Source organism: Phaeodactylibacter xiamenensis, assembly GCF_965229835.1.
Taxonomy (GTDB): domain Bacteria; phylum Bacteroidota; class Bacteroidia; order Chitinophagales; family Saprospiraceae; genus Phaeodactylibacter; species Phaeodactylibacter xiamenensis.
Genome location: NZ_OZ245931.1, coordinates 6,310,001 through 6,334,706 on the forward strand (window position 1 = coordinate 6,310,001; position 24,706 = coordinate 6,334,706).

At 50.1% G+C, this 24,706-nt stretch carries 18 protein-coding genes and 2 rRNA genes (1 of these 20 only partly in view); 11 read left to right on the plus strand and 9 right to left on the minus strand.

Going from position 1 to position 24,706, the window contains the following annotated elements:
- The 5 genes from ACO08I_RS24155 to ACO08I_RS24175 all read left to right on the plus strand — a co-directional run.
- Positions 1–2,073: ribosomal RNA gene (locus ACO08I_RS24155) — 23S ribosomal RNA — on the plus strand (it extends 712 nt beyond the left edge of the window).
- A gap of 105 nt (positions 2,074–2,178) precedes the next feature.
- A 5S ribosomal RNA gene (gene rrf, locus ACO08I_RS24160) occupies positions 2,179–2,287 on the plus strand.
- Positions 2,288–2,586: 299 nt separating this feature from the next.
- On the plus strand, positions 2,587–3,783 hold the full coding sequence (locus tag ACO08I_RS24165; RefSeq protein ID WP_421947353.1) for a hypothetical protein: 1,197 nt from the start codon (positions 2,587–2,589) through the stop codon (positions 3,781–3,783).
- Between the two features lie 67 nt (positions 3,784–3,850).
- Positions 3,851–4,741, plus strand: coding sequence for an IS982 family transposase (locus ACO08I_RS24170; protein WP_421947354.1), 891 nt, complete (start codon positions 3,851–3,853; stop codon positions 4,739–4,741).
- Between the two features lie 143 nt (positions 4,742–4,884).
- Positions 4,885–5,334: a T9SS type A sorting domain-containing protein gene (locus ACO08I_RS24175; protein WP_421947355.1), complete on the plus strand. Its 450-nt coding sequence runs from the start codon at positions 4,885–4,887 to the stop codon at positions 5,332–5,334.
- An 83-nt stretch (positions 5,335–5,417) separates the two neighbouring features.
- Here the strand turns inward: ACO08I_RS24175 and ACO08I_RS24180 are convergent, their stop codons facing one another.
- On the minus strand, positions 5,418–6,584 hold the full coding sequence (locus ACO08I_RS24180) for a 3-hydroxyacyl-CoA dehydrogenase NAD-binding domain-containing protein (RefSeq protein ID WP_421949731.1): 1,167 nt from the start codon (positions 6,582–6,584) through the stop codon (positions 5,418–5,420).
- Between the two features lie 365 nt (positions 6,585–6,949).
- Between ACO08I_RS24180 and ACO08I_RS24185 the strand changes: the two genes are divergently transcribed.
- The 3 genes from ACO08I_RS24185 to ACO08I_RS24195 all read left to right on the plus strand — a co-directional run bounded on the left by ACO08I_RS24185 (position 6,950) and on the right by ACO08I_RS24195 (position 9,161).
- Positions 6,950–7,279: a single-stranded DNA-binding protein gene (locus ACO08I_RS24185; RefSeq protein WP_044215573.1), complete on the plus strand. Its 330-nt coding sequence runs from the start codon at positions 6,950–6,952 to the stop codon at positions 7,277–7,279.
- 118 nt (positions 7,280–7,397) lie between these two features.
- Positions 7,398–7,751 carry a single-stranded DNA-binding protein gene (locus tag ACO08I_RS24190; RefSeq protein WP_421947356.1) on the plus strand — a complete coding sequence of 118 codons (354 nt, stop codon included), beginning with the start codon at positions 7,398–7,400 and terminating at the stop codon, positions 7,749–7,751.
- Positions 7,752–7,997: 246 nt separating this feature from the next.
- Positions 7,998–9,161: a hypothetical protein gene (locus ACO08I_RS24195; RefSeq protein WP_421947357.1), complete on the plus strand. Its 1,164-nt coding sequence runs from the start codon at positions 7,998–8,000 to the stop codon at positions 9,159–9,161.
- On the opposite strand, the gene ACO08I_RS24200 is transcribed toward ACO08I_RS24195, so the two are convergent.
- The 5 genes from ACO08I_RS24200 to ACO08I_RS24220 form a co-directional block, all read right to left on the minus strand.
- Entirely contained in the window at positions 9,158–10,495 is a 1,338-nt protein-coding gene (locus ACO08I_RS24200; protein WP_421947358.1) for an MBL fold metallo-hydrolase, read from the minus strand. The genes ACO08I_RS24195 and ACO08I_RS24200 overlap by 4 nt on opposite strands.
- 96 nt (positions 10,496–10,591) lie before the next feature.
- Positions 10,592–13,066, minus strand: coding sequence for a DNA translocase FtsK (locus ACO08I_RS24205; protein WP_421947359.1), 2,475 nt, complete (start codon positions 13,064–13,066; stop codon positions 10,592–10,594).
- 324 nt (positions 13,067–13,390) lie between these two features.
- Complete coding sequence (locus tag ACO08I_RS24210; protein ID WP_421947360.1) at positions 13,391–15,658, minus strand: patatin-like phospholipase family protein; 2,268 nt, start codon at positions 15,656–15,658, stop codon at positions 13,391–13,393.
- Between the two features lie 173 nt (positions 15,659–15,831).
- On the minus strand, positions 15,832–16,326 hold the full coding sequence (locus tag ACO08I_RS24215; RefSeq protein ID WP_421947361.1) for a hypothetical protein: 495 nt from the start codon (positions 16,324–16,326) through the stop codon (positions 15,832–15,834).
- A gap of 29 nt (positions 16,327–16,355) precedes the next feature.
- Positions 16,356–17,138, minus strand: a complete 783-nt coding sequence (locus tag ACO08I_RS24220) for a ParA family protein (protein ID WP_421947362.1) — start codon at positions 17,136–17,138, stop codon at positions 16,356–16,358.
- 270 nt (positions 17,139–17,408) lie between these two features.
- On the opposite strand from ACO08I_RS24220, the gene ACO08I_RS24225 reads away from it, so the two are divergent.
- From ACO08I_RS24225 to ACO08I_RS24235, 3 genes are all read left to right on the plus strand, one after another.
- Positions 17,409–18,293, plus strand: a complete 885-nt coding sequence (locus ACO08I_RS24225; RefSeq protein WP_421947363.1) for a cyanophycinase — start codon at positions 17,409–17,411, stop codon at positions 18,291–18,293.
- A gap of 422 nt (positions 18,294–18,715) precedes the next feature.
- A complete protein-coding gene (locus ACO08I_RS24230) occupies positions 18,716–20,332 on the plus strand; it encodes a T9SS type A sorting domain-containing protein (protein WP_421947364.1) in 1,617 nt (538 codons plus the stop codon).
- A 111-nt stretch (positions 20,333–20,443) separates the two neighbouring features.
- Positions 20,444–21,028 carry an OmpH family outer membrane protein gene (locus ACO08I_RS24235; protein WP_044215556.1) on the plus strand — a complete coding sequence of 195 codons (585 nt, stop codon included), beginning with the start codon at positions 20,444–20,446 and terminating at the stop codon, positions 21,026–21,028.
- A gap of 2 nt (positions 21,029–21,030) precedes the next feature.
- On the opposite strand, the gene ACO08I_RS24240 is transcribed toward ACO08I_RS24235, so the two are convergent.
- From ACO08I_RS24240 to ACO08I_RS24250, 3 genes are all read right to left on the minus strand, one after another.
- Positions 21,031–22,416 (minus strand): YfcC family protein, encoded by a 1,386-nt coding sequence (locus ACO08I_RS24240; protein WP_282783561.1) that lies wholly within the window; start codon positions 22,414–22,416, stop codon positions 21,031–21,033.
- Positions 22,417–22,434: 18 nt separating this feature from the next.
- Positions 22,435–23,742: a Type 1 glutamine amidotransferase-like domain-containing protein gene (locus ACO08I_RS24245; protein ID WP_421947365.1), complete on the minus strand. Its 1,308-nt coding sequence runs from the start codon at positions 23,740–23,742 to the stop codon at positions 22,435–22,437.
- 64 nt (positions 23,743–23,806) lie between these two features.
- Positions 23,807–24,673, minus strand: a complete 867-nt coding sequence (locus ACO08I_RS24250) for a T9SS-dependent choice-of-anchor J family protein (protein WP_282783558.1) — start codon at positions 24,671–24,673, stop codon at positions 23,807–23,809.
- Between the last annotated feature and the right edge of the window lie 33 nt (positions 24,674–24,706).

The window sequence follows — 24,706 nt, forward strand, 5'->3', positions numbered from 1 at the left end:
ACCGGTACATGTTGAAAAATGTTCGGATGACCTGTGGGTAGGGGTGAAAGGCCAATCAAACTCGGAGATAGCTCGTACTCCCCGAAATGCATTTAGGTGCAGCGTCAGGAAGAGTATCATGGAGGTAGAGCTACCAATAAGGCTAGGGGGCTTCACCGCCTACCAACCCTTGATGAACTCCGAATGCCATGATACTGCACTGGCAGTGAGGCAGTGGGTGCGAAGGTCCATTGCCGAGAGGGAAAGAACCCAGACCATCAGCTAAGGCCCCCAAGTGTACGCTAAGTTGAATGAACGAGGTGGGGATGCTATGACAGCTAGGATGTTGGCTTGGAAGCAGCCATTCATTTAAAGAGTGCGTAACAGCTCACTAGTCGAGCGTTCCTGCGCGGAAAATGATCGGGCATCAAGCGTGCCGCCGAAGCTATGGATGCTGACATCTTCGGATCGTCAGTATGGTAGGGGAGCATTCTGGTTGCGCTGAAGCAGTACTGTGAGGTATTGTGGAGCGGCTGGAAAAGAAAATGTAGGCATGAGTAACGATAAACAGAGTGAGAAACTCTGTCGCCGTAAGACTAAGGGTTCCTTGATCGATGTTAATCAGATCAGGGTTAGTCGGGTCCTAAGGGGCAGCCGAAAGGCGAACCTAATGGCAAACAGGTTAATATTCCTGTACCTGCATACACTAAAAAGGGGACGGAGCTGTGGATTGCCCGCGCACTGATGGAATAGTGCGTTAAACCCTTCGGGGGATAGTACAGCAAGCCTGCGAAGGCGAGCTGATAGTAGCAAGAAGCAGCTTCCAAGAAAAGCCGAAGTATGCAGCCCGTACCGTAAACCGACACAGGTAGTCGAGGAGAGTATCCTAAGGCGCTCGAGTGATCCGTGGCTAAGGAACTAGGCAAAATAGCCCCGTAACTTCGGGAGAAGGGGCGCTCCGGTTAATCCCGGAGCCGCAGTGAAGAGGCCCAGGCGACTGTTTAGCAAAAACACAGGACTCTGCGAAGCTGAAAGGCGAAGTATAGGGTCTGACACCTGCCCGGTGCCGGAAGGTTAAGGGAGGCGCTAATCTTCGGAGAAGGCGTTGACTGAAGCCCCGGTAAACGGCGGCCGTAACTATAACGGTCCTAAGGTAGCGAAATTCCTTGTCGGGTAAGTTCCGACCTGCACGAATGGTGTAACGATCTGGGCACTGTCTCAGCCACGAGCTCGGTGAAATTGAAGTATCGGTGAAGATGCCGGTTACCCGCAACGGGACGGAAAGACCCCGTGAACCTTTACTACAACTTCGTATTGTGCTAGGGTATAAAATGTGTAGGATAGGTGGGAGGCTTAGAAGCTGCCGCGCCAGTGGTAGTGGAGCCGTCCTTGAAATACCACCCTTTTTATACTTTGGTCCTAACCCTTCGGGGGACAGTGCGTGGTGGGTAGTTTGACTGGGGTGGTCGCCTCCTAAAGAGTAACGGAGGCTTACAAAGGTACCCTCAGCATGGTTGGTAATCATGCGCAGAGCATATGAGTATAAGGGTGCTTGACTGAGAGAGGGACGCCTCGAACAGGTGCGAAAGCAGGTTCAAGTGATCCGGTGGTCCCTTATGGAAGGGCCATCGCTCAAAGGATAAAAGGTACTCCGGGGATAACAGGCTGATCTCCCCCAAGAGCTCATATCGACGGGGAGGTTTGGCACCTCGATGTCGGCTCGTCACATCCTGGGGCTGGAGAAGGTCCCAAGGGTTGGGCTGTTCGCCCATTAAAGTGGCACGCGAGCTGGGTTCAGAACGTCGCAAGACAGTTCGGTCCCTATCTGTTGCGGGCGTTGGAATATTGAGGAGGGCTGACACTAGTACGAGAGGACCGTGTTGGACGTACCGCTAGTGTACCAGTTGTGCCGCCAGGTGCAGTGCTGGGTAGCTATGTACGGAACGGATAAGCACTGAAAGCATCTAAGTGCGAAGCCGGCTCCAAGATGAGTATTCCTAGAGGGCTGTAGAAGATGACTACGTAGATAGGCTACAGGTGGAAGCGCAGTGATGTGTGGAGCCGAGTAGTACTAATTGCCCGAAAGCTTCCCGTGAAAGGGAGCAAGCGCACACTACAGCGCTACTAAGGCTTGATTTCAAAGAACTTTCTGACCCCAACTTGTCAAGATATAGCCTGCCAAAGGGCAGCGCAAGAATTGCTGGTGGTTATAGCAGGGAGGTTCCACCTCTTCCCATTCCGAACAGAGCAGTTAAGCTCCCTAGCGCCGATGGTACTACGAAAGTGGGAGAGTAGGTCGCTGCCAGCTCAATCTAACCTTAAGCCCCGTTGCAGAATACCGCAGCGGGGCTTTCTGGTTTTATAGCCTCTCCACAACCGGGCTACCTTGGCACTACTGCCCGGCAGCCCGGTTGCCGTTGAGGGCAATCCCCTCCCCCCAGCCTTGCTGAATGTTGCTATCTCATGATAGCCTGATTCCCCGCTCCTTAGACCATTTTTCCTTTTTCCCATCGAGCTAATTTTGTTGGTTAGATTGCAGTTTTGACATTGCAGGTTGCCTGGTATGGATATGCAAAGTATTTTAGAATTGAACTAAACCACATCAACATGAAATACGCGCTTACCCTATTATTTTGTGGGTTAACCTGCTTGCTCACCGGACAGGAAGACCGAATGGACTATTTCTTTCATGAGCTCACCTCAGAAGTCGACCATCCTTATTTATGTACCAATGGAGAGCAGTTTTTTTCTTCAACATCAACTGCGTGGATAGTCAATAGTGTTGTCGATGATTGTCAGGCTCCAAGTAGTTTCTACTGGCAAAAAGATTTAGCTCCTATTCAGAGTTGGGAAATCGGCATAAAAGAGGAAGACGTGTCCAGACCAGTAGAGGCTGTATGGCATGGGGATACGCTCATTGTGCTCGGTATCGAACCTTGCTTCCTGGGGCCCACCCTGATTTCAAAAGTAGGGAAATTTGATGCCTCTGGTAATCTGCTGGCATCAGCATCCTATTTCAGTTGTTTGGATAACGCCCCGATCTTTGTGGTTGAGCCACGAGAGCAAGATAATACTTGCCCAATCCTTGCAGTTGACGAAGACGGAACAGTATTCTTCACCACAACTATTGGCTTAATGAAATTGGAAGCTAGTGGAACCCTTTTTCCTCAAACCGTAGATATTGATATTGATTCTCTAGTAGGAGTTATTGATCTACCTGGAACCAATTTGGGCGTTTCTACCTCTACAGAAGTGGCGATAGTAGATTGGGCAGCGGATAGTATTCTGTTATCTATGGAGCATGAAGCTACTGCTATGACAGCAGCGGATGGTGTGTTTTGGTTTATCAGTGAAGGAAGCCTTTTTCATATTGGAGCCGATCTGTCTACGGGAGTTTGGCCACTACCAAATGGCGATGCAACGCAAATTCGACTAACTACTTACGAGGACAAGCCACTCGTATATATACCCGGCGAACCAGATTTTAAAGCTTGGCTATTCAATAGGCAGACAGAGACCTTTGACTTGCTAATCGATTGGGAAATAGAGGGCGTAGAAATCTTTGCAGTTGAACCGTTTCGGCAAGACACTTTCTTAGTATCCGGACAGTTGGATAATGGAAGGAGAGGTTTTGTGAAAAAAGCTACTCCTTCATCATTCACTTTTCAGCATCCTTATGATCTTGGTATCCGCAGCATAGATTTAGAATTGCTCAACATTGGAGAAGATGTGGAAGTCAGCGGAGAAACTTACAACTATAACGTGAGGTTTAACGGGAAAGATCTGAAATTCAGTCAGGTATAAGGAAAAAGAGGTTGGAAATTGAGAAATTTGATAAAAGACCAATTTCATCAACTCAATCACCAACCTCATGAGCGTGCAAATTAATGAAAATAAGCTAATTGAAATCTTTATCGACGTGGACGATTTTTGCAAGGAAGCAGATAAATGGTTGCGCCAATCTGGTAATGGGCATGACTTTAAGTGGAGCTCTGCCTTACATTATAGCGAGGCTATGACGGTCCTTATTTTCTATCATCATTCCGGCTACAAATGCTTTCAATATTACTACGAAAGGTTAGTCCGCCCAAGCTTAAAGAGCTACTTCCCTGCGGTAGTCAATTACAAGTATTTCCTGAGCTTCATCCCAAAGCTATACCCCCTTATGCATATCTTCCTACAATGGCGCTGCGCCCGTAATGAACGTACCGGCCAATATTATGTGGACAGCAAAAAGCTGCCTGTTTGTGAGAACCAGCGTATCCATTCTAACCAGGTCTTCCAGGGGGTCGCCCGGCGTGGGAAGTCCTCTACAGGCTGGTTTTACGGGTTGAAGGTGCATCTGGTTATCAATAATTTAGGACAGGTGGTCAACTTTTTATTCACCTCTGCTAACTTCGCGGATAATAACAAAGACGTCCTCCGCACGCTTTTTAAAGGCCTCAAAGGGAACTGCTATGGGGACAAAGGGTATATCACTAAGCTTTTTGAATATTTCTTTTCTCAAGGGCTGCGACTCATCACTAAAGTGCGCAGGAATATGAAAGCCAAGCTTATCCAGCTTCACGAGCGTTATGCGTTAATGAAAAGAGGGGTTATTGAATCCGTTAATGATATTCTCATGACCGTCTTGGACATAGAGCATACCAGACACCGTAGCCCTGTCAATGCTATGGTTCATATGAACGCATGCTTAGTAGCCTATGATTACCTGGATCAAAAACCAACTGTCATACTGCCTAACCTTATTAGCAAAACTTGAATTCTCATTAAACCTCACGTAACTATAGTATTGCTTTCCGGCAAAATGTCGAAATTGAAAATTACGGCGAAGGAATAATCAATGAATTTGTACTGGAATGGAATACCCGTCACGATTGGTGCAGTATACCAGGGTATCGCAAAATGACTGATTTGGTGATGCACCCTGGTGATGTTCAAATCGTTGAGGATACGTTGTGGCATAACTTTTCTACCTCGGAGCCAATTATCACTGATAGTCTAGTTTATACCTTTAACACTTTTGGGCCTAATCATTACCTTGATGTTAACTATAGCAATGATACTATAACGGGAGGACTAATAGTTACTAACCTTGATCGTATGCTGATCTCTGAAACAGCCTTTAAGCTATTCCCAAACCCCGCCAATGGGCTGGTGCATTTAAGTGCTGATTTGCCTATTGATAAAGTTGAGTTTTATGACGTGCTTGGGCGTTTAGTTAGAACTCAGGACTTAGAAGGAGCATACAATACGGTACTGGAGAGGCAAGGAATGCCTTCAGGTGTCTACCTCATTAGATTGCAGAGTGGTAACCGGCAGGGTGTACAACGATTGATCTGGGGTGGGAAATGATTCAATAAAAAGCCTCTGAAACATAAGTATAATGGTCAGAGGCTTTTCTATTTCCTGAATGGCCGCAAAGATTTAGATAACGATTATTCTACTTCCTCATAAAACTTCATCCCATCTCTCGCCATTTTCCGCAACAGCGGGCTGCAACGGTACCGGTCCTCCAGGTATTCATGATGCAAACGGTCCATCGTTTCCACGCAGTGGTGTATGCCTTTCTCATCCGCCCATTGCAGCAGCCCTTTCGGATAGTTCACGCCTTTGGTCATCGCCAAATCGATATCCTCCCGGGAGGCAATATTGAGGTAGAGGGCATCGGCTGCTTCGTTGATCAGCATGACCAGAATCCGCCACACGATTTCCTGCCCCAGCTTCTTATCCTTATTGGGCTCCGGATTTTGTGCCCCTTCCCGGTAATCGTAATAACCTCTTCCCGACTTTCGGCCCAGATAGCCTGCCTCCGACAACCGCTTTTGCGTAAACGAAGGCTTATACCGTGGGTCGTAAAAGAAGGACCGAAAGACCGTTTCCGTAACCGTATAATTCACATCATTACCGATGTAATCCATCAGGGTAAATGGCCCCATTTTAAACTTTCCGATCTCTGTCATCGCCCAGTCAATGGTAGCGGCATCCGCCAGCCCCTCTTCAAGGATACGCAGCGCCTCTCCGTAGAAAGGCCGGGCCACCCGATTGACGATAAACCCGGGCGTATCCTTCGCTACCACCGTAATTTTACCCCAGCTTTCAATCCGCTCACAGGCCTGTTCCAAAACAGCGGAATCCGTCTGTATAGCCGGGATGATTTCCACCAGCTTCATCAAAGGAGCGGGGTTGAAAAAATGTATGCCAAGTACCCGGCTGGGGTCTTTGCATACTGCCGCAATAGCGGCAATGGAAAGCGAAGAAGTATTGGATGAAATGATACAGTCCTTTGGTACAATCAGCTCCAATTGCTCAAAGATATTACGTTTAACTTCCAGGTTCTCAACAATTGCCTCAATGACCATACCCGGCTCTTTGAAATCATACAAACTGTCAACGTAATGAATACGGCTCTGAATGGCCTGCGCCGTAGCATCATCCATCCGCCCTTTCTCCACCAGGCGGTTCATAATTTTAGCCAGCTTGTCCTTAGAGCGTTGCAAAGCCGCCGGATTGTTATCGTAAAGAAATACGGTGTGCCCGGCAGTAGCTGCCACTTGTGCAATCCCACTGCCCATAGCTCCGCTCCCAATCACGCCTACATTCATCATGGTTTTATCTTGGTTGAGTTTGCCGGAAGGTACGAAAAAGGTGGAAATGATGCAGGCGTCGTCAAAATCGAAAATAGGAGAGCACCGTAGGTTGCTCAGATCGTCGCAAAAAATGGCCTAACCCTACCTTTAAGTTGCTGTAAACGTATAAATCTATACAAAGCGGGTAAAATAGGTTGAAATTCCAGTTTTTTGCAAGATACTGTAAATCAATTTATTGCAGCTTATTAAAAGTTTTCAAACGAATACAAACGAGTACAAACGGAAGTAACCATTTATTTGTCGACTAGGACTTGCTTTTGCCCCCACCTTTGTGATGTCAGTTGTCAACAACATATTTCATCACCAAAAAACAATTAGTCATGAACAACTTACGCAACCACGTACAATTGATTGGTAACCTGGGCAAAGAAATCGAATTCAAGCAGCTGGGCGAAGGCAAGTCCATAGCCCGTGCGACAATCGCCACCCGCGAGGTCTTTAAAAACAAAAATGGCGAGAAAGTCGTAGACGTGCAGTGGCACAACCTGGTTGGCTGGGACAGCATTGCTGAAATCATGCAGGTGCTCCTCAAAAAGGGCAAACAAGTAGCCGTACAAGGCAAGCTCGCCCACCGCACCTTTGAAGGCAAAGATGGCAAGAAGCGCTACGTCTCAGAAGTTATTGTAAGCGAATTCATGCCCATTAATTAAGCAGGCTCCTACGCCGCTAACTCTGTATAACGCTAAATTTTTCAACCTTTTTTATTAATCATTAGCTACTGCTCAGGCAGTAGATGGGAGGCTGGTGCCTCCAAAAAACCTCAAAATCATGAATGGAATTAGAAACAGTGTAACCCTTATTGGTTTCCTCGGACAAGATGCAAAGATTTTCCAGACGGCATCTGGCAAGACTGTCACAAATATCTCAATCGCTACCAACGACAGCTACCGCAACAAGCGCGGCGACCGCATCACTACTACCGAGTGGCACCGCTGTATTGCCTGGGGCAAATTAGGCGAGATTATGGGCGACCTCTGCAAAAAAGGTAAGGAGGTAGCCGTACGCGGCAAACTCACCTACAATTCCTACGAGGACAAAAACGGTGTGCAGCGCACTTCCCCTCAGGTCGTGGTACAGGAATTTGTACTGCTCGACCGCAAAAAGATGGAAGAAGCGGCATAAGAACCACCAACCCCAATTGACCAAATCCAAGCCCACTTGCGACTCACAGAGCGCGTAATGCAGGGGTATAGCAAGTTGGGTTTATGCAGTAGGCCCCTGTCAGGTAATGACCTGCGCAGCGGGCCTACGGCTTTGCACTCAGATTGGCTTAGCCTATTATTGTTTTAGAAAAAGCGAATTTACGCTACCTTCGCAGAGTAGGGAAGGGGCGCCCGTTAAGAACTGCTCCATTAATTTCAAAGGCATATGAAGTTTACTGAAGTTCGCTCGAAGCAGGATTGGAAAGACTTTCACCGGGTTCCGCATATCGTATACAAAAATGATCCCCACTGGATTGCTCCCCTTCAGGGAGATATCGAGGCTGTTTTTGATCCCAAAGTCAATGATACCTTCAAGGCCGGAGAAGCCGTTTGCTGGGTCCTTCGCGACGACAGCGGGCAGCTTGCAGGGCGGGTAGCAGCCTTTATGGATCACGCCCGAAATAAAATGCAGGAGCACCCTATTGGAGGGCTGGGCTTTTTTGAATGTGTAGAGAACGAAACTTTTGCCTTCGCGCTCTTCGAAAAAGCCCGGGAATGGGTGGAAGCCCGGGGGGCTACCGTATTGGACGGGCCCGTCAACTTTGGAGAACGTGAAAAGTTCTGGGGGCTGCTCGTTAAGGGGTTTTATCCACCCTTATTCCAGGAAAATTACCAACCGAAGTATTACCGCCGTTTCTTTGAAAACTGGGGATTCATTCCGTACGAACAAATCCTGACTTTTCGCGGCGAAAGTAATGCCATTCCGGTAGAACGGCTCCGTAATGTGGTCAAACGCCTGAAGCAAAGATCAAATATTGAAACCAAAAACCTGGACTACAGCCAACTGGAGCAGTACACCAAAGACTTTTGTGAGATATACAATGCTGCCTTCAGCAAGTACGGGCACTTTAAGCCTCTACAGCCTGAGCAGGTCCAGAAAATACTGCTGGAAGCCAAAGCGATTGCAGATACCAATACCCTCTCTATCTCCTATTTTGATGGCAAGCCGGCAGCTTTCTGCGCGGTACTGCCGGATATAAATGAACTCATTCGTTTTGCCAAAGGCAAGCTTTCCTGGTGGAAAATCCCCATTTTGCTTATAAAAAAGGCGATGAAGAAACAATTCATCGCCAAAGGTATAGGGTTCGGTATTCACCCGGATTTTCAAAACAAAGGGGCGTATGCCGTTATCGTTGAGCACATGGCAAATACCCGCAACATCAGCCGGTACCCACAAATGTACCTGACTACAGTGCGGGCCCATAACTTTGAAGCAGTTGGCGTTTACCAAAAGTTAAATGTCAAGGTAGACCGCATACACGTCGCTTACCGTAAGCCCCTCAAGGAGGGTATACCGGTTGAGTCATTCGAATTCACGGAGCCTTATTAACCCAGGATTTTCTTGATATTATCACCGATATCCAATACTTCGTTTTCCTGTGCGCGCTCCAGAATACTGGCTGCAATAGCAGACCGGTAACCGCCGGCGCAGTGTACAGCAATGGGTTTGCCGTTCCCTACCTGTCCGGCTTTGTCGAGTAGCTGATCCAAAGGGACATTAATGCTGGACTCAAATGCGGGTTCCTGCTCATGCTCTTTCGGGCTCCGCACATCGAGGATGGTATAAGCCTCTGGGTTAGATTTAACTTTTTCCAGGTCTGCTGACTGTATATGGCCATTTGCCGGTGCCTCCGTCAGCAGGTAGACGCCTTTGATAAATTGCTCATAGCTGATCTTCGCGGCTTTTTCCATAACAGTCTTTAGACCTTCCTGAGAGCCAGCAACCAAATAAAATGCAGTGCCGGGCGCCAGCAGCGTACCGAGCCAGGTTTCAAATTTCCCTCCATCCGGTATATTGATACTGTTGCTGAGGTGCCCTGCTTTGTACTGATCAGCAGGACGCGTATCTACGATTAGAATATCCTTTTGCAGGTCATCTTCCCTTTGTACCCGTGCCACTTTTTCCAGGCTGCTACGGTAGGCGGCTACGCCCCGCCGGTTCTCTTCCACGGAGAAGGGGAAGTATTTCGGTACATTGGGCTGCCCGGACAACAGCTCTTCTACAAAGGCGGTTTTATCGGTTTCAGAAAAGGCCCAGTTGGTCTGCCGCTGCTCACCGATTGTGCTTACCGTCTCATCGCTCATGTTCTTACCGCACAGTGAGCCGGCACCATGCGCCGGATAAACAGTTACATGATCAGGCAGGGGCTTGAAAACCGTTTGCATCGTTTCATACATCTTTCCTGCCAGCTCCGAACGGGTCAGATTAAATTTCCCCGCATCTTCCCGCAAGTCAGGGCGTCCTACATCGCCAATGAACAGACTATCGCCGGTAAAAATGGCGTACGGCTTCCCATACTCATCGTGCAGCAGATAAGAATGGTGGTCGGGGGAATGCCCCGGTGTATGCAAAGCCTGGATTTTCAACTTCCCGAGTTCTACCGTTTCTTTATCTTTCAATGCTACATGCGGATAGGAAACGCCCATGTCAGGGTGCACATAAACGACCGCCCCGGTCATCTTATGAAATTCGAGATGGCTGCTCGCGAAATCCGCGTGTGGGTGTGTCTCAAATACAGCAACGATATCTGCCCCGTGTTCTTTAGCAAAAGCAATATAAGGCTGAGGGTCGCGTGCAGGGTCAACCAATGCCATTTTCCCGCTATCAATAATCGCATAGGAGGCATGTGCCAGCCCCTCATCATAAAACTGATGGATATGCATAAAGTAGTTTGTTTTGGTAGGCAGCCTGAATATCAGTACTGCTCTATCCAAACAACAGTAAAGCATGAAGGAGTGTTCATGTTTTGCCGGGAGCTTTTAATTCCTGTTCCGGATATCCTCCAGGTATTTCTCCAGCTCCATCTCGTCATAGACCAATACCTCCCGTGCCTTACTGCCTTCACTTGGGCCCACAATTCCCAACGCTTCCAGTTGGTCCATAATCCGGCCGGCGCGGTTGTAGCCCAGCTTCAAACGCCGTTGGATCATAGAAGTGGAGCCATGCTGATTTTGTACAATCAAACGGGCGGCATCTTCGAACATTTCATCCAGATCGGCATAGGTCAGGCCCGCAGAGCCTTCAATTTCTTCATCATCGCCATGGAATTCGGGCAGGTAGTGGGGCTCCGGGTACCCCCGCTGATCGGCAATAAAGTCAATGACCCGCTCCACCTCCGGGGTATCCACAAAGGCACCCTGCAGGCGGACCATTTCCCCACCTACCGACAACAGCATATCGCCCTGCCCAATCAGCTGATCGGCCCCGCCGGCATCGAGGATCGTCCGGGAGTCTACCTTGGAGGACACCTTGTAGGCAATCCGTGCCGGGAAGTTCGCTTTAATCACACCGGTAATAATATTCACCGATGGGCGCTGTGTGGCAATGATCAGGTGAATGCCCACTGCACGTGCAAGCTGCGCCAAACGGCCAATCGGCAATTCCACTTCCTTGCCTGCCGTCATAATCATATCCGCAAATTCATCAATAACCAGCACTATAAACGGCATGAACCGGTGCCCTTTATTTGGATTCAGCCGGCGCTGCACAAACTTCTCATTGTACTCCCGGATGTTACGTGCTGCCGCTTTTTTCAACAGGTTATACCGCTGATCCATCTCAATAGTCATGGAGTTAAGCGTATGCACGACCCGGTTGGTCTCCGTGGTGATTGGCTCCTCCTGATTGGGGAGGAAGGAAAGGAAGTGGTGCTCCAGCTTACTATAGGGGAACAATTCTACTTTCTTAGGGTCAATCAGGACCAATTTGACTTGAGACGGGTGCTTTTTGTAAAGCAAAGAAATCAAAATGGCATTGACACCCACGGATTTACCCTGTCCGGTCGCACCGGCTACCAGCAAGTGGGGCATTTTGGCCAGATCCACTACAAAGACTTCATTCGAAATGGTCTTGCCCAATGCAATTGGCAGGTCCATCTTTGCCCGCTTGAATTTATCCGATACCAGTACCTCCCGCATGGAGACAATCTGCTTCTTACGGTTGGGGACTTCAATACCGATGGTGCCCCGCCCGGGAATAGGCGCTATGATGCGGATACCCAGTGCTGCGAGGCTTAGGGCAATATCGTCCTCCAGGTTTTTGATTTTGGAAATCCGAACGCCCGGAGCTGGTACAATCTCGTAGAGTGTAATCGTCGGCCCAATGGTAGCCCGGATTTTCGTAATCTCAATCTTATAGTTCAACAGGGTTTCAATGATCTGCTCTTTGTTCGATTCCAGCTCAGAGCGGTCAATCTCCACCCGTTGCCCGGAGTAGTCCTTGAGCAGGCTGCTGACCGGGTACTCGTAGCTGGAAAGCTCCAAAGTTGGATCATAGGGCTCGCTGTGGTCCTGGTTTTCCTGGGTAACCGACAAAGGAGGCTTATGGGAATCACTGGCAGCGGCGTCAGGGTCCTTGATTTCCAGCTCGCTGTTTTCAGCGGTTAGGGGCTCGGGTTTTTCTACCGATACGTCTTCCACCAATTCGAAGCTTAGATCCTGCTGATGCGGCTTAGGGGGTGTTTTAGGTTCCGGGGCTTTGGACGGCGGTTCAATAGTGCTGGGGTCAGATTGGCTTTCTGAACTGCCCGGGCGCAGGGTTTCCGGCCTGGGGCGGTCTTGATACGAACCACTGCTACCTGTTGTATTCTTCTTACCGGGAAGCCTGCCGCTAAACCAGTCATTGATGTACTGCTGCGTATCCTTAACCGCACCCTGAGGCGTCATTTCATTAAAATTCGGATTCACATTCCAAACCAGCACGCCTACCAATAAGAAAATCAGTAGAATAATCATGCCAGCAGTCCCCACAAAGCTGATCAGCCATTCGCTGACCGCCTCACCAAAGGCACCGCCCCATGGAAAAGCCGCATCACCCGCAATGAATTCCAGAAATACACTGAAAATCAGCATCAGCAAAATCCAGAGCCGGAATTTTGGCCAGTAGATACTCAGTTGCTGCCTCCGGACCAGCCCCTGCCCACTGACCATAAGTATAGCTACTATCACAAAGGAAGGCAGCCCAAAGCCCCAGTAGAAAAACATATTAGAAACGATAGCCCCGAGCCTGCCCAGCCAATTCGCCATTTCTTCGGTGTTGTCAAGCAGCAGCTTCCAGGAAAAACGTAACACCTTGTCTTGGTCCAGCGCCCAGGTAAACAGGTAAGAGGTAAAGGCAATAATGAAGTACAGACCCAGGAACAGCAGCAAAATGCCAACCAGTTTCGGTATCCGCTCATCGTTAATTCCCAGCTTCAGGCTTAGTTGCCCTTTTTTCTTGCGCTTTTTTGCCGCCATGCTCAATCAGTAACTTTCTTAGTAGTTTGACGGACCTGTCTGCTCGGCCGTGGCCTCACGGGCAGGCAGGAATGAATCATTCAATTTTATTTAGGATTCGCTAATAGTTCACTCAACCTCTCTTTGTTCAGTTGTTTAGAAAATCAAAATTGAATCATTTATTTTTTCTCCGCCACTCATTTTCCCTTAGCCCGGATGCCGGGCATTGGGGTAGCTGTTCACAAAAATAGGCATAAATTGTGGCAATTATAACGATTCTGTTTGATTGTTACGGCATGGATGTCAACAATTTGTTGATGCGGCCGCCTTTGTTTCACCAAATCATCAAAACCGGTGCCCGATGGAAAGGAACAACCTAAGCTCCTGCGAGGTATTCACATTTCCGGCAAACGGGTACATCAGGGTCATCTTTACTGGTCCAATGATGGTATTGATACCTCCGGTCAGCCCCAGGCCGAGAATAAACTGCTGTAGATCAATTCGGTCCTCACCCGCGCGGTCGGGCTCGTCAAAAAAGCCGGCATTGGCATCCAACGAGTAGAACATATTGCGCCGGAAGAAGTGCTGGTAGCCTATGCCTGCCCCTACCGCCGCCTGAGCAACAAGATGGTTGGTATTCAACCCATAAAACGGGATCGACCGCCGGGTAAGAGCTTCAGGGGCGCCCACCAGGAAGAAGTCTCCAAAGGTGTTGCTGGGGTTGGTTACTAACCCGGCAAATGCACTGGATTTCAATGAGCCTCTGCTGCTCAGTGGCAGAAAACGCTCCGCCCGGAAACTGAGCTTGGTGTAGGGCCTGAAGGAGAACAGTGAATCTCTATTCAGCCCCACTTCAGGGTTGAGCCCGCTTACTTCGTACCCTCCGTTCCGCAACCCTTTGAGCTCCAGGGAAAGCCGGGTGCCTTTGGTCGGGAAGATATTCCGGTTCAGGCTGTTGTGCTCAAGACGGGCGTACAGGTTATAATTTGTATAGCTTAGCCGGTTAAACAGCAGCCCGGCCCCGACTTTAGGGCGGAAAATGAGGTTTTCCTGCTGTAGGCCCATGCTTAGTGCCGTATTGGTGCTCAACCGCTTTTGTACATGCAGATCTATAACGGCCTCGATAAGGCTGTACTCTTCGTTTTGGGTGCCGTTCTGGAAGATCGGGATTTTATCCCGGGTCAGTTGCACATCCGTAACCCATGCTACCGCCTGGGCTTCGTCCAGGTACTTCAGATAATTCAGCTGAAACCTGTAATTCTCAGCAACCACGCTGTTGATCATTAGCCGGGAGGCTGGTAATAAGGCATTCCGGCTCGTCATATTAAACCGAAAGCCAGCGCTGCTGTAGTTGTCATAGTTGATGGCGGTCTTGAATACGGTGGGGGCCCGCTCAAGACACTGCAAGACCAGAGCCGTTTCCCCGGCTTCCTGCTGCAGCTGAAAGGTGACTTTCTCAAATTTGTTGGTCCCCACCAGGCGGTTGATGGCCGTTTCAATAGCCTGCGGAGGATAGCTCTCTCCTGATTCCAGCCCGCTGCGCCCAATGATTTCCTCGGCGGTGTAGCGTTCATTGCCTCGTACAAGTATTTGCTCAAAACAAAGGGTTTCCGGTACCTTCATCCGTTGGGCAGGCTGATGCGCTCCCAGCGTATCCAACCACATTTTTAAGGCCTGCAGTTCAGGAAGCATTGCCCGGGCAGCCTGTTCTCCTTTTGCGATGATGGAATCTGCCTTGCTGAAATCCTGAGCACCGTACTTTTTCAGATCAGGCTCAATGTAGAGGTCTACCATAGGCATTTGTTCCTGCGCGTCCTTCACACTCATCAGAAAGCCCGACTGCATGAGTATTTGGGAGAAATTATTCAGCTTATCGGCATCTGCTTTTACGTATCCGGTATAAACCCCGATGATGATATCTGCACCCCAGGCTTTAGCCTCTTCCACAGGGAAATTTCGGATCAGCCCGCCATCGATCAGGATTTGCCCATCTCGTTCTACCGGGGTGAAAGCTGTGGGGATCGCCATGCTCGCCCGCATCGCACCGGCCAGGTCGCCGCTGTCCAGTACTACAGGTTGCCCTTCCACAATATCAGCGGCTACGCACCGGAAAGGGATCGGGAAATCCCGGAAGTCTTTGGTTTTATATGCCGGAATGGCTAACCGGCTGAGCAGATTGTCCACCTGCTGCCCGTAAATCAATCCGGAAGGCGGGATAAACTGCCCGTTATTATACCCAATTTCGAACAGCTGGTTTTCGAAGTAATCTTTTTCTTCGAGAATGACATTTTCGAGCTCGATGCGGTCGCTCAGGACCTGTTCCCAGTCTTGCTGCAGTAAAAGGGTTTCCATCGTATCTGCCCGGTACCCAATCGCATACAATCCGCCAATGACACTGCCCATGCTAGTTCCTGTAATAATGTCCGGCTCTATGCCGGCCTCTTCCAGTACTTTCAATACCCCTACGTGTGCCATACCTTTTGCAGCTCCGCCACTGAGCACAAGTCCTACTGTGGGGCGTACCTGAGTTTGCTGGCCTGTCAGGCCCAAAGGGAGTAAAAATATTATAGAAAACAGCACGTAAATCCGTGCCAGGTTTGCAGGGGTGCTCATGGTTTTGTGGGGTTACTCGTTAGGCAGTGGCAGCCGTGGCAGTTCAGTGCGGTACGGCTGCACCTTTTGCAGGTCAGGGTACTGCAAAGGTACCGGCTTTACCCATCGAAGTCCAGCCCGTTAGTCTATAATAACCAGCAATTTAGCGATAAGGGGAGGGGAAAAGCATGAAATCAGGAATTGGCTTCCATGCGGTTGAGGTAATCCTCAACGATTTCATCAATTACATCACGGAGCAGTGACCTTTGGTTGCGGGCAATGCTCTTAAGTTTTTCGAGCTTAACCGGGTCAAAAGAAAGGGTAATCCGCTTGGGGCGGCTACGGTCTTCTTCAGGTTCGGGCTGTGGGTCTACCGTACTCCGGATGAGTGCGTCGAGGCCCGCCATTGGCCGGCGTTGCTTCTTTTTGACACTCGGCGTAGCCGGGGCGGCTTCATCCCGTCTTTGCCGTTCTTCGAGCTGCCGTTCCATAGAATTATCAAAGGCTTCCTGCAGGAAAGACTGCAAGTCGTTGGTAAAGTTCTTACCAGATTTTGAGCGCTTATTGTTTTGCTCGTGGGCACTCTGGTCTCCTGCCTCCTGAGCGCCAAACCAGCCTTTGTCCGGTTCCTGCTTATCGGTTGGCCCGAAGAGGTTTTCCATGCCTTCTGTAAATCTCTTTTTGCTCACGATCAAAAGTTTAAAAGCTGATAGATACCCTACTGTCTCTTTTCTGTCATCATCTGGTCAAACTGCTCCATACGCTGCAATAGTTCCTTGCTGAGATCCAGGTAGTCTTTCGCGCCGGAACTGCTGGGGCTGTAGGCAAAGATGTCTTTGCGTTGCGCGGGTGCCTCAGCCAGAGCTACGGTATCCCGGATTTTGGTTTCGAAAACCAGATTGCCAAAGTACTTTGTTATCGTCTCGACCACATCCCGGTTGAGGACCTTGCGGCTGTCGTACATGGTGGCAATAACGCCGCCGATCTGTAGTTTCTTGTTCAGCCTGAACTTTACCTTTTGTATAACCTGCTTGATTTTAGCCAGCCCCTGCATGGCGAGGAACTCAGTCTGAAGCGGGATCATAACGAAATCGCTGCTGGTGAGGGCATTCAGCGTAAGCAAGCCCAGGGATGGCGGGCAATCGATAATAATGAAGTCGTATTCTTCCAAAAACGGGTCAAAAAGCTCCTGCAGAATAAATTCCCGCCCGGCTTCATTGATCAGTTCCATTTCTGCTCCGGAAAGGTCCAGCGTGGAAGCCACCACATCCAGGTTTTCTTTTGCCGTTACAGGCTGCAGGCCCGATTCTCCCCGCATAGCTTCGTATATGGTCACGGGAGGGCGCGGTACGCCAAGCGCCAGAGTGAGGTTGGCCTGAGGGTCAAGGTCGATCAACAGCACCCGTTTCCCCAGTTCGACCAGGCCCGCTCCGATGTTGATGGCACTCGTCGTTTTGCCTACGCCGCCTTTGTGATTCAGTAATGAAATAACCTTTCCCATATTCCGTTTATTGGTGGCTTTTTTCTAAGGTAATAAAAAATACTAATATGGCCGCTTGCAGTGGACAAAAATAGGCTTTCAAAAACAATACCTGCAAAATTGGCCTGAGAATTTCCTGTAATTCGAAAAAACTGCTCCTGGCTTAACCATGGGATGCCCCTCCTAACCTGACAGCTAAGCCTGGTGCCGGGAGTGGATTTTGTTGCTCAAAGGGCTAACCGAATTGGAAAAGAAATCTTACTTTGACCCCAAACCAAATTATGAAATGTAATGCGCCTTACCTTAAGCCTACTGATTCTTAGCTTCTTCTTTGCCCATTGTACTCAGGAGCCCGAAGTACCCCAATCGGGAACAACAGCTCCTTCGGTTACGGATAGGCCGAAGGGAAAACTTTTTATCATCGGCGGCGGCAAGCGCCCTCCAGCCCTTGTACAAACCCTGATTAATGCCTCCGGGATGGAGGAAGGAGGCTACGGAATTATCCTGCCCATGTCAAGCGGAGAGCCGGATACGTCCGCTTTTTACGCTATAAAGCAGTTCACAGACCTTGGACTGGCCTTATCCAAATTCCGCAGCTACAATTTCCGGAAAGGTTCATACCCGCAGGCTGCCATAGACTCCCTGCGCAATGCCCGCCTGATTTACATTACCGGTGGTGACCAGAACCGCTTTATGGATGTGGTGGCCAACAGCCCGGTGTACGATGCTATACGTGAAGCGTACCATTCCGGTGCTACGATTGCCGGGACCAGCGCAGGTGCAGCTGTCATGAGTGAAAAAATGATAACCGGCAATGAGCGGCGCCATCCGGAGTACACCGGTAATTTCCGAACGATTGAATCCAATAACATAGAAATTGGCGAAGGGCTGGGCCTGCTCAATACAGCCATTATCGATCAGCACTTCATTTGGCGCATGCGGATGAACCGTTTGATTACCGTTGTGCTCGATCATCCCGATCAGACGGGCATTGGTATTGATGAGTCCACCGCTATTTTAGTGGAGAACGGTAATGCGGCAACAGTATATGGCGGCTATCAGGTTATCGTTTTACGCCACCCTGAAGGTCAAACGGTCACTCAAGACAGTTTACTTGGCGGCAGAGGCCTTGAACTCAATATTTTACTGCCGGGCGATAGCTTAAATCTGGACTGAGCCGGAAACCCAAATTCTGAGCGCTATACGAGCCATTTGAGCATAAGCCATTCGGTAAGAAATCAAAATTTTAAATTTTTGTTCAATTTTATGTTAGGGTTTTATTAAACTATTTACTATATTTGACAATAATTAGTCAAAATCTCCCCCCTGCTAATAAGGCTGTCCTACATAACATGCTAATAAAATAAGTAGCTATCTGCTGCTTATGTACACGGTTTATGCTGATTCCACCCAGCTAATTCTTTACTTCCGTTTGCAGGAGTTCCTGCTTTCGATGTAAAGCCGTATTAGCAAAGTAAGCTTAATGTTCCTGCTGATGTATGTAATCTTCCACTAACGTGTCTTACCCCCGGAATCGCAGCATTGGCTTGATCATATTTAACTCACTCAATTTTTTAATAAAAAAACCTTCAAACTCTATGACGAGATTAAATTACACTTTATCCTGTTGCCTGGCAGTTTTTGCCTTTGGGCTCTTTGCCCTGGCTCCGGCAGCGCTACAGGCGCAGTATTGCGAGGGTCCAGTCAACGCAGCTGATGACGAATGGATCACAAATGTGACTTTTGCAAATGTCAGCCACAATACTGCATTTAGCGAAAATACCGCTAACCAGATTAATGCTACAGGTAACGTTACAGTTGGTGAAGCTGTAGATTTTTCTGTTGAAGTGACTACTGACTTCAATTCATTTACTGAGGCAGTAGTAATTTACTTTGATTTCGACAACGATTTCACCTTCGAAACATCTTTAGACTTGGGAACACAACCTGTAGGTACAGCAGGTGCAATTTTTGACGCTTCTACTGCTCCCGGTGGCTCCAACACGGTTACTATGCCGAGTACACCAGGTACCTACCGCATGCGTGTTGTTCTGGACTTCTTTGGTCCGGTACCAGGCCCATGTAATGCTGACAATACTAGTAGCTTCAAAGACTCCGAAGACTACGAAATCGTTGTCACCGGTGGTGGCGGTGGCGGTCCAACCTGCGATGACGGCATTCAGAACGGCGACGAGACCGGTGTTGACTGCGGTGGCTCTTGCGCACCTTGCGTAACGCCTCCAACTTGTGACGACGGTATTCAGAATGGAGACGAAGAGGGCGTTGACTGTGGCGGTTCCAGCTGCGCACCCTGCCAGGTGACTTGTGAGAACTTCGAGCTCACCATCAACTTCGACGACTACGCTAGCGAAACATCCTGGGAGATGACCAATATCAATGGTGCCCTGGCGGCTTCCAATAGCTATTCTGCTTCCGCAAGTGGTACGACAACGGTCGAAGACATTTGCCTGGACCCAGGTTGCTACGAGTACACGATCTTCGATAGCTTCGGTGACGGTATCTGCTGTAGCTTCGGTAATGGCAGCTACTCACTCACGAACAGCGATGGAAGCGTCGTAGCTTCAGGAGGTGATTTCGGATCATCCGAAACAACACTTGTTTGCACAGATCCGGGCCCAGACTGCGTAGCGCCTACAGCATCTGCAATGGTTGTATCTTACTGCAACAACGGCGTATTCATGGTTATGGTGAACCTGGGTAGCCTGGGCAGCGCAAACGCTGTAACCATTTCCAATAGTGGTGGCCAGCCTGCACTGCAGAACATCTTCTTCCCAAGAAGATATTTCGTTGGTCCTTTCCAAATTGGAGAGGAGGTAGATATCCGCATCTATGACCAGGAAAACACGGCTTGTATCACTGTGCTTGAAGGCCTGACTGACAACTGCAACACCAGCTTGTCCACGCCTGGCAACCTGACGAGCGAGGCTACACTGAACGAAATCAGCGTATTCCCGAACCCAACTGCGGGTGATGTGAACGTGAACCTGGGCTCCGTAATGGGCCAGGAAGCAAACATCCGCATCATGAATGCAGTAGGCCAGCTCATCGAAGAGCGTCAGATTGATGCTGTTGAGAATGTAACCGAGCGTTTCGACCTGTCGAATCAGCAGGCGGGCATGTACTTTATCCACGTTGATGTGGCAGGTGGTGAAAGCCACGTAGAGCGCGTCATCCTGGGTACGGCACGTCCCTAAATGACATAGGATGAACCTTTTCCCTCTATGGGAAAGGTAAATCTTCACTGCGGGCTATTCTTCTTCGGAAGGGTAGCCCGTATTTTTTTACCTTTGCGGAAAATCAATCTAATGAAAGCCAATATTTCTCTGGCACTTAATGCCATCCTGCTAATCGCAGTCATCTATTTGTTCACGCAGCAATCGGGCACTGCCTCAGCCGATAGTTCTGCCACGGCCGCTGCCAGTACAGATGAGACGTTAGACATCGTTTACATCGACGCCGACAGCCTGCTCAACAACTACAAGGATTTCCGCAGAAAACAGGAAGACCTGGCGGCTCGTCAGCAAACCGCTTCCCAAGGCCTCAATCAGCGTATGCAGGCTCTGGAAAAGGAATTTCGTCAGGTGCAGGCCAAAGTGCAGCAGGGGCTGCTTGCTCCTAATCAGATTGCAGCAGAGGAGCAACGCCTCGGTCAAAAACAACAGGAACTGCTCGCAGAACAGGAGCAGCTATCCGCTACCCTCGGCGCAGAGCAGCAGCAACTGGCCGCTGACTTCCAGGACAATCTCCGCAATCTCATGGATAGTCTGCAGGAAGCCCGGGGCTACGACTTCATCCTGCAGTACGGACAAGGCTCAAGCCTCCTCGGTGCTCGTGACGGATTTGATATCACCAATGAGGTACTGAATATCCTCAACGCAAACGATAAGTAACCTTAGGGCCACTCAAAGAAGAGGACCGGCGGAAGCAACATCAGCATGCAGGCGGCACAAAGGATAAGGAACAGGGGCAGGAACCACTTCACCCACACGTTGTAGGGAATTTTGGCAATCGCCAGTACACCCATCGTTACCCCACTCGTGGGGATAATCAGATTGGAAAGTCCGTCCCCAAACTGAAAAGCCAGCACCGCCGTCTGTCTGCTGATGCCCAAAAGATCGCTCAGCGGTGCCATGATCGGCATCGTCAGGGCGGCTTGCCCGGACCCGGAAGGCACAAAGAAGTTGAGCAAAGTCTGAAAGATAAACATGATTTCCACGGTGACCGGCTTGGGCAGGCCTTCCGATAACCCTGCTATCGTGTGCAGAAGGGTGTCAATAATTTTCCCATCCTCCGCAATGACGATCAGCCCCTTGGCCATGGCGATCACCAATGCCGCGGTCAGCATATCTTTAGCACCGTCTTTGAAGGCATCAACGCTTTCTTCCAGCCCCAGGTGAGAAATCATCCCGGCTACAATTCCTAATCCAATGAACAGCCCGGCAATTTCATTGATGTACCAGCCCCATTGCCCCACACCATAGACTAGCAGCAGCAGTGCCGCCGTAAGTGCCAGCAAAACATAGCGGTGCCCCCGGGTAAATTCCTGGTGCTCAGTTTTGCCCAATTGCCTGAGGTCGCGCTGCTGATCAAGCTCATACACCGGGCTCAGCGTGGGGTCCTTTTCCAGCTTTAGCACATAGCGCATAATGTAGATAATGCCAATCACTGTAGTGACCGCCCAGACCATCAGCCGGTAGCCCATCCCGCTTGCCGGGGGCAGCTCAGCAATGCCCTGCGCCACCCCAATCGTAAACGGATTGATAAACGCCCCGGCAAAACCCAGCCCGGCCCCAACAAAGGAAACGGCTATTCCGGTTATGGAATCGTAACCCAGCGCCAGGGCCAACGGAATCGTGATCAGCACAAAGACCAGCACCTCTTCGCTCATCCCGAAGGTAGCGCCCGCCAGCGAAAACAGCGTAATCACCACCGGCAGTATCCAGTGCCGGTACTTCGGGTGCCGCTCACTGAACTTTATAATGCTTTGCAGCCCGGCATCAATTGCTCCGGTCCGCGTAATAATACCAAACGCACCACCCACCAAAAAAACAAAGGCAATGATCTGCGCCGCCGAAATAAACCCCCGGACGGGCCCCTGCAACAACGCCCCCAGCCCCTGCGGATTGGCCTCCACCCGTTCGTACGAACCGGGCACGAGCACCTCCCGCCCATTGACTACCGTCCGCTCAAATTCACCAGCGGGCACCAGCCAGGTCAGGCCGATAAACACAATCATAATTCCAAAAATGATCAGCAGGGTATCCGGGAATTTTTTCATATTCGAAGAGGGGTATTGCTATTCAATGATAATCTTTTTGACCGCCAGCTGCCCGTCAATAATGGCTTCCAGGGTATACACGCCAGCGGGCAGCCCGGAAATATCAACCGGAGAAACTGCATTGGGCCAGTCGCGCACTTCCTGGCCGGTTATCATGCGCAAGGACAACTGCCCGGTAGCCGATGCGCCGTTCCATTCCCAAAACAGCTGCCCGGAAGCCGGAGTAGGGAAGACACGGAAAGCAGTATTGTCACTCCGGTCAGCCGTTGAACTCAGCACATCCGCACAGTCGCCATTGGTCTCCGGAATGCGGGTCAGCTCACCCGCCTCCACATACCAGTTTTGCCACTTGCCACCCTGCACTGTTTGCCAGTCATTCAGGTCAATGCTGCCCGAGCCATCCGTCCGGCCCGGAATAGCATACACCTTCACTGCACTTTGCCCCCTGTTCCAGGTTAAGGGCGTCCCCGCTTCCATCACTTCCGGCAGGAATTCCTCCTGACAATTAGACTGCAGGAAAAATACAATATCTTCCTCAAATTCCGGGAATTCACCAAATGCCCGGGCGATGCCGTTTTCATCAATACAGGCTGCGGTGTACTCATTGGCGGCTATGCCGAAAGACCGGCTTTGGGTGGCTTCCGCTATGCGTGCCAGAAAGCCCATATGCCGGCCGGGCCGTTCCCGTTGCTCGTAGTGGGTGTCGGTAATGGTGTTATCCAGGTAGGGCACTTCCAAAAAGTCATTCTGCCCCAGCACTTCATAGTCCGGGTGGAAAGGGTCGGAGAGGGCTTCTTCCGCATCCAGCGAAAAGCTGGAAGGCGCATAGTACCAGTTGCTAAGAATAGCCATGCCCGCACTCGTGCCACCAACCGGTACCCCTTTCTCGTTAATCAGGTAATTGATGGCCTCCTGTACCGGTGTGCCCTGCCAGTAGGAAAGGTAGTCGTACTGATCGCCTCCGGCAAAGAACAGGCATTCGGCATTACGGATTTGGGCTTCCACATAAGGATCATTCGCAGCCGACGCATCGTCAAAACGAATGGTCTCCACCGAATTGACGTAAACACCCAGGTCCTCAAAAAAGTAGGGATTGTAGCCATCGGAACCACTGGCCCGAAGGACGACCACATCACCACTGTCGGCCCGTTCCAGCATCCACTGCATGGCTTGGTCATTATCGCCCCCGCCGCCCGCGAGCACGATGCCGGGTATGGGGTCGGTCTCCACATCCGTGGTGTCGCCGGTAAAAAAACGAGTGTACCCCTGTCCGTGTAAGAAAGCAGGCAGGACGGTCAAAATCAAAAAGAGCGTTCTGGTAAGCATGGTAGATCGGATAAAAGTAAGGAAAAATCGGGCCGGGGGTGCCCCGGCCCTTATAGTCAAGAGGTTATCGAACAATAAGTTTCGTAGTGCCCACTTTGTCAGCCGTGCGTACGCTCACCGCGTAAACACCTGCTGGCAAGCTGCTCGTCTCCAACTGTACGTTGTGGCGGCCCGCACCGAGGCGGCCCTGGCGCAGTTCCTGCACCTGACGCCCGCTCATATCCTGAATGCTGATCGCTACATCGGCCGCCTGCTCCAGCGTGTACTGCAGCACGGTGCCCGCATCGATTGCCGGGTTAGGCGCGAGATTGAATTCAAAAGCGGCATTATCAACTTCTGCTACGCTGCTAATCTCACCCTCGGTGATAGTGATGTCGTCAATCAGCAGAGCATCGCCACTGGGGGTGACGTTGCGGAAAGCAATATGCACGCTCTGTCCGGCATAGTCCGCCAGGCTCACCTCCCGCATTTGTGGGGTTTCCCACTCTTCGGGGTCGAAGCTGGCCAAAATAGCACCATTGGCTTCGAAGCTCTCAAAAGTCGGCTCTTCTGCATTAATCAGCACCTGATAGCTGTCCGGGAAATCACCGGAAGAAGTGGTGGAAATGGCCGTCCAGCTTAGCATAGAGTTCTCTGTCACGCTGATTTTCGGCAGGATCATCCAGTCGTCCGCCGGGCCGGCATCATTCACATACCAGGAAATGCTAATGGCAGCAAAGCTTTCCAGCAGCCCGCTCTCAATCACCATCCAGGCTGTATCGGCAAAGCCCGCATCATCTGGCTGATTAGGTACGAGCATGTCCCGGTTGATCAGCGTAAAACTTTCGGGCATAACCCCGTCTTCAAAATCATAAACAATCGTTTCCTGTGCAGTAGCAGACAGGGTAGCCAGCATTACGGCTACGCAGACAAGTTGTACTAGTCTTTTCATCGCAAAAAATTTAAATAAACAAATAGGGAAAAT

What these genes read in the sequence shown, in the direction of transcription:
- ACO08I_RS24165 (WP_421947353.1), top strand. Translation starts at nt 2,587, where the DNA reads ATGAAATACGCGCTTACCCTATTATTTTGTGGGTTAACCTGCTTGCTC.
- ACO08I_RS24170 (WP_421947354.1), top strand. Translation starts at nt 3,851, where the DNA reads ATGAGCGTGCAAATTAATGAAAATAAGCTAATTGAAATCTTTATCGAC.
- ACO08I_RS24175 (WP_421947355.1), top strand. Translation starts at nt 4,885, where the DNA reads ATGACTGATTTGGTGATGCACCCTGGTGATGTTCAAATCGTTGAGGAT.
- ACO08I_RS24180 (WP_421949731.1), bottom strand. Translation starts at nt 6,584, where the DNA reads ATGAATGTAGGCGTGATTGGGAGCGGAGCTATGGGCAGTGGGATTGCA.
- ACO08I_RS24185 (WP_044215573.1), top strand. Translation starts at nt 6,950, where the DNA reads ATGAACAACTTACGCAACCACGTACAATTGATTGGTAACCTGGGCAAA.
- ACO08I_RS24190 (WP_421947356.1), top strand. Translation starts at nt 7,398, where the DNA reads ATGAATGGAATTAGAAACAGTGTAACCCTTATTGGTTTCCTCGGACAA.
- ACO08I_RS24195 (WP_421947357.1), top strand. Translation starts at nt 7,998, where the DNA reads ATGAAGTTTACTGAAGTTCGCTCGAAGCAGGATTGGAAAGACTTTCAC.
- ACO08I_RS24200 (WP_421947358.1), bottom strand. Translation starts at nt 10,495, where the DNA reads ATGCATATCCATCAGTTTTATGATGAGGGGCTGGCACATGCCTCCTAT.
- ACO08I_RS24205 (WP_421947359.1), bottom strand. Translation starts at nt 13,066, where the DNA reads ATGGCGGCAAAAAAGCGCAAGAAAAAAGGGCAACTAAGCCTGAAGCTG.
- ACO08I_RS24210 (WP_421947360.1), bottom strand. Translation starts at nt 15,658, where the DNA reads ATGAGCACCCCTGCAAACCTGGCACGGATTTACGTGCTGTTTTCTATA.
- ACO08I_RS24220 (WP_421947362.1), bottom strand. Translation starts at nt 17,138, where the DNA reads ATGGGAAAGGTTATTTCATTACTGAATCACAAAGGCGGCGTAGGCAAA.
- ACO08I_RS24225 (WP_421947363.1), top strand. Translation starts at nt 17,409, where the DNA reads ATGCGCCTTACCTTAAGCCTACTGATTCTTAGCTTCTTCTTTGCCCAT.
- ACO08I_RS24230 (WP_421947364.1), top strand. Translation starts at nt 18,716, where the DNA reads ATGACGAGATTAAATTACACTTTATCCTGTTGCCTGGCAGTTTTTGCC.
- ACO08I_RS24235 (WP_044215556.1), top strand. Translation starts at nt 20,444, where the DNA reads ATGAAAGCCAATATTTCTCTGGCACTTAATGCCATCCTGCTAATCGCA.
- ACO08I_RS24240 (WP_282783561.1), bottom strand. Translation starts at nt 22,416, where the DNA reads ATGAAAAAATTCCCGGATACCCTGCTGATCATTTTTGGAATTATGATT.
- ACO08I_RS24245 (WP_421947365.1), bottom strand. Translation starts at nt 23,742, where the DNA reads ATGCTTACCAGAACGCTCTTTTTGATTTTGACCGTCCTGCCTGCTTTC.
- ACO08I_RS24250 (WP_282783558.1), bottom strand. Translation starts at nt 24,673, where the DNA reads ATGAAAAGACTAGTACAACTTGTCTGCGTAGCCGTAATGCTGGCTACC.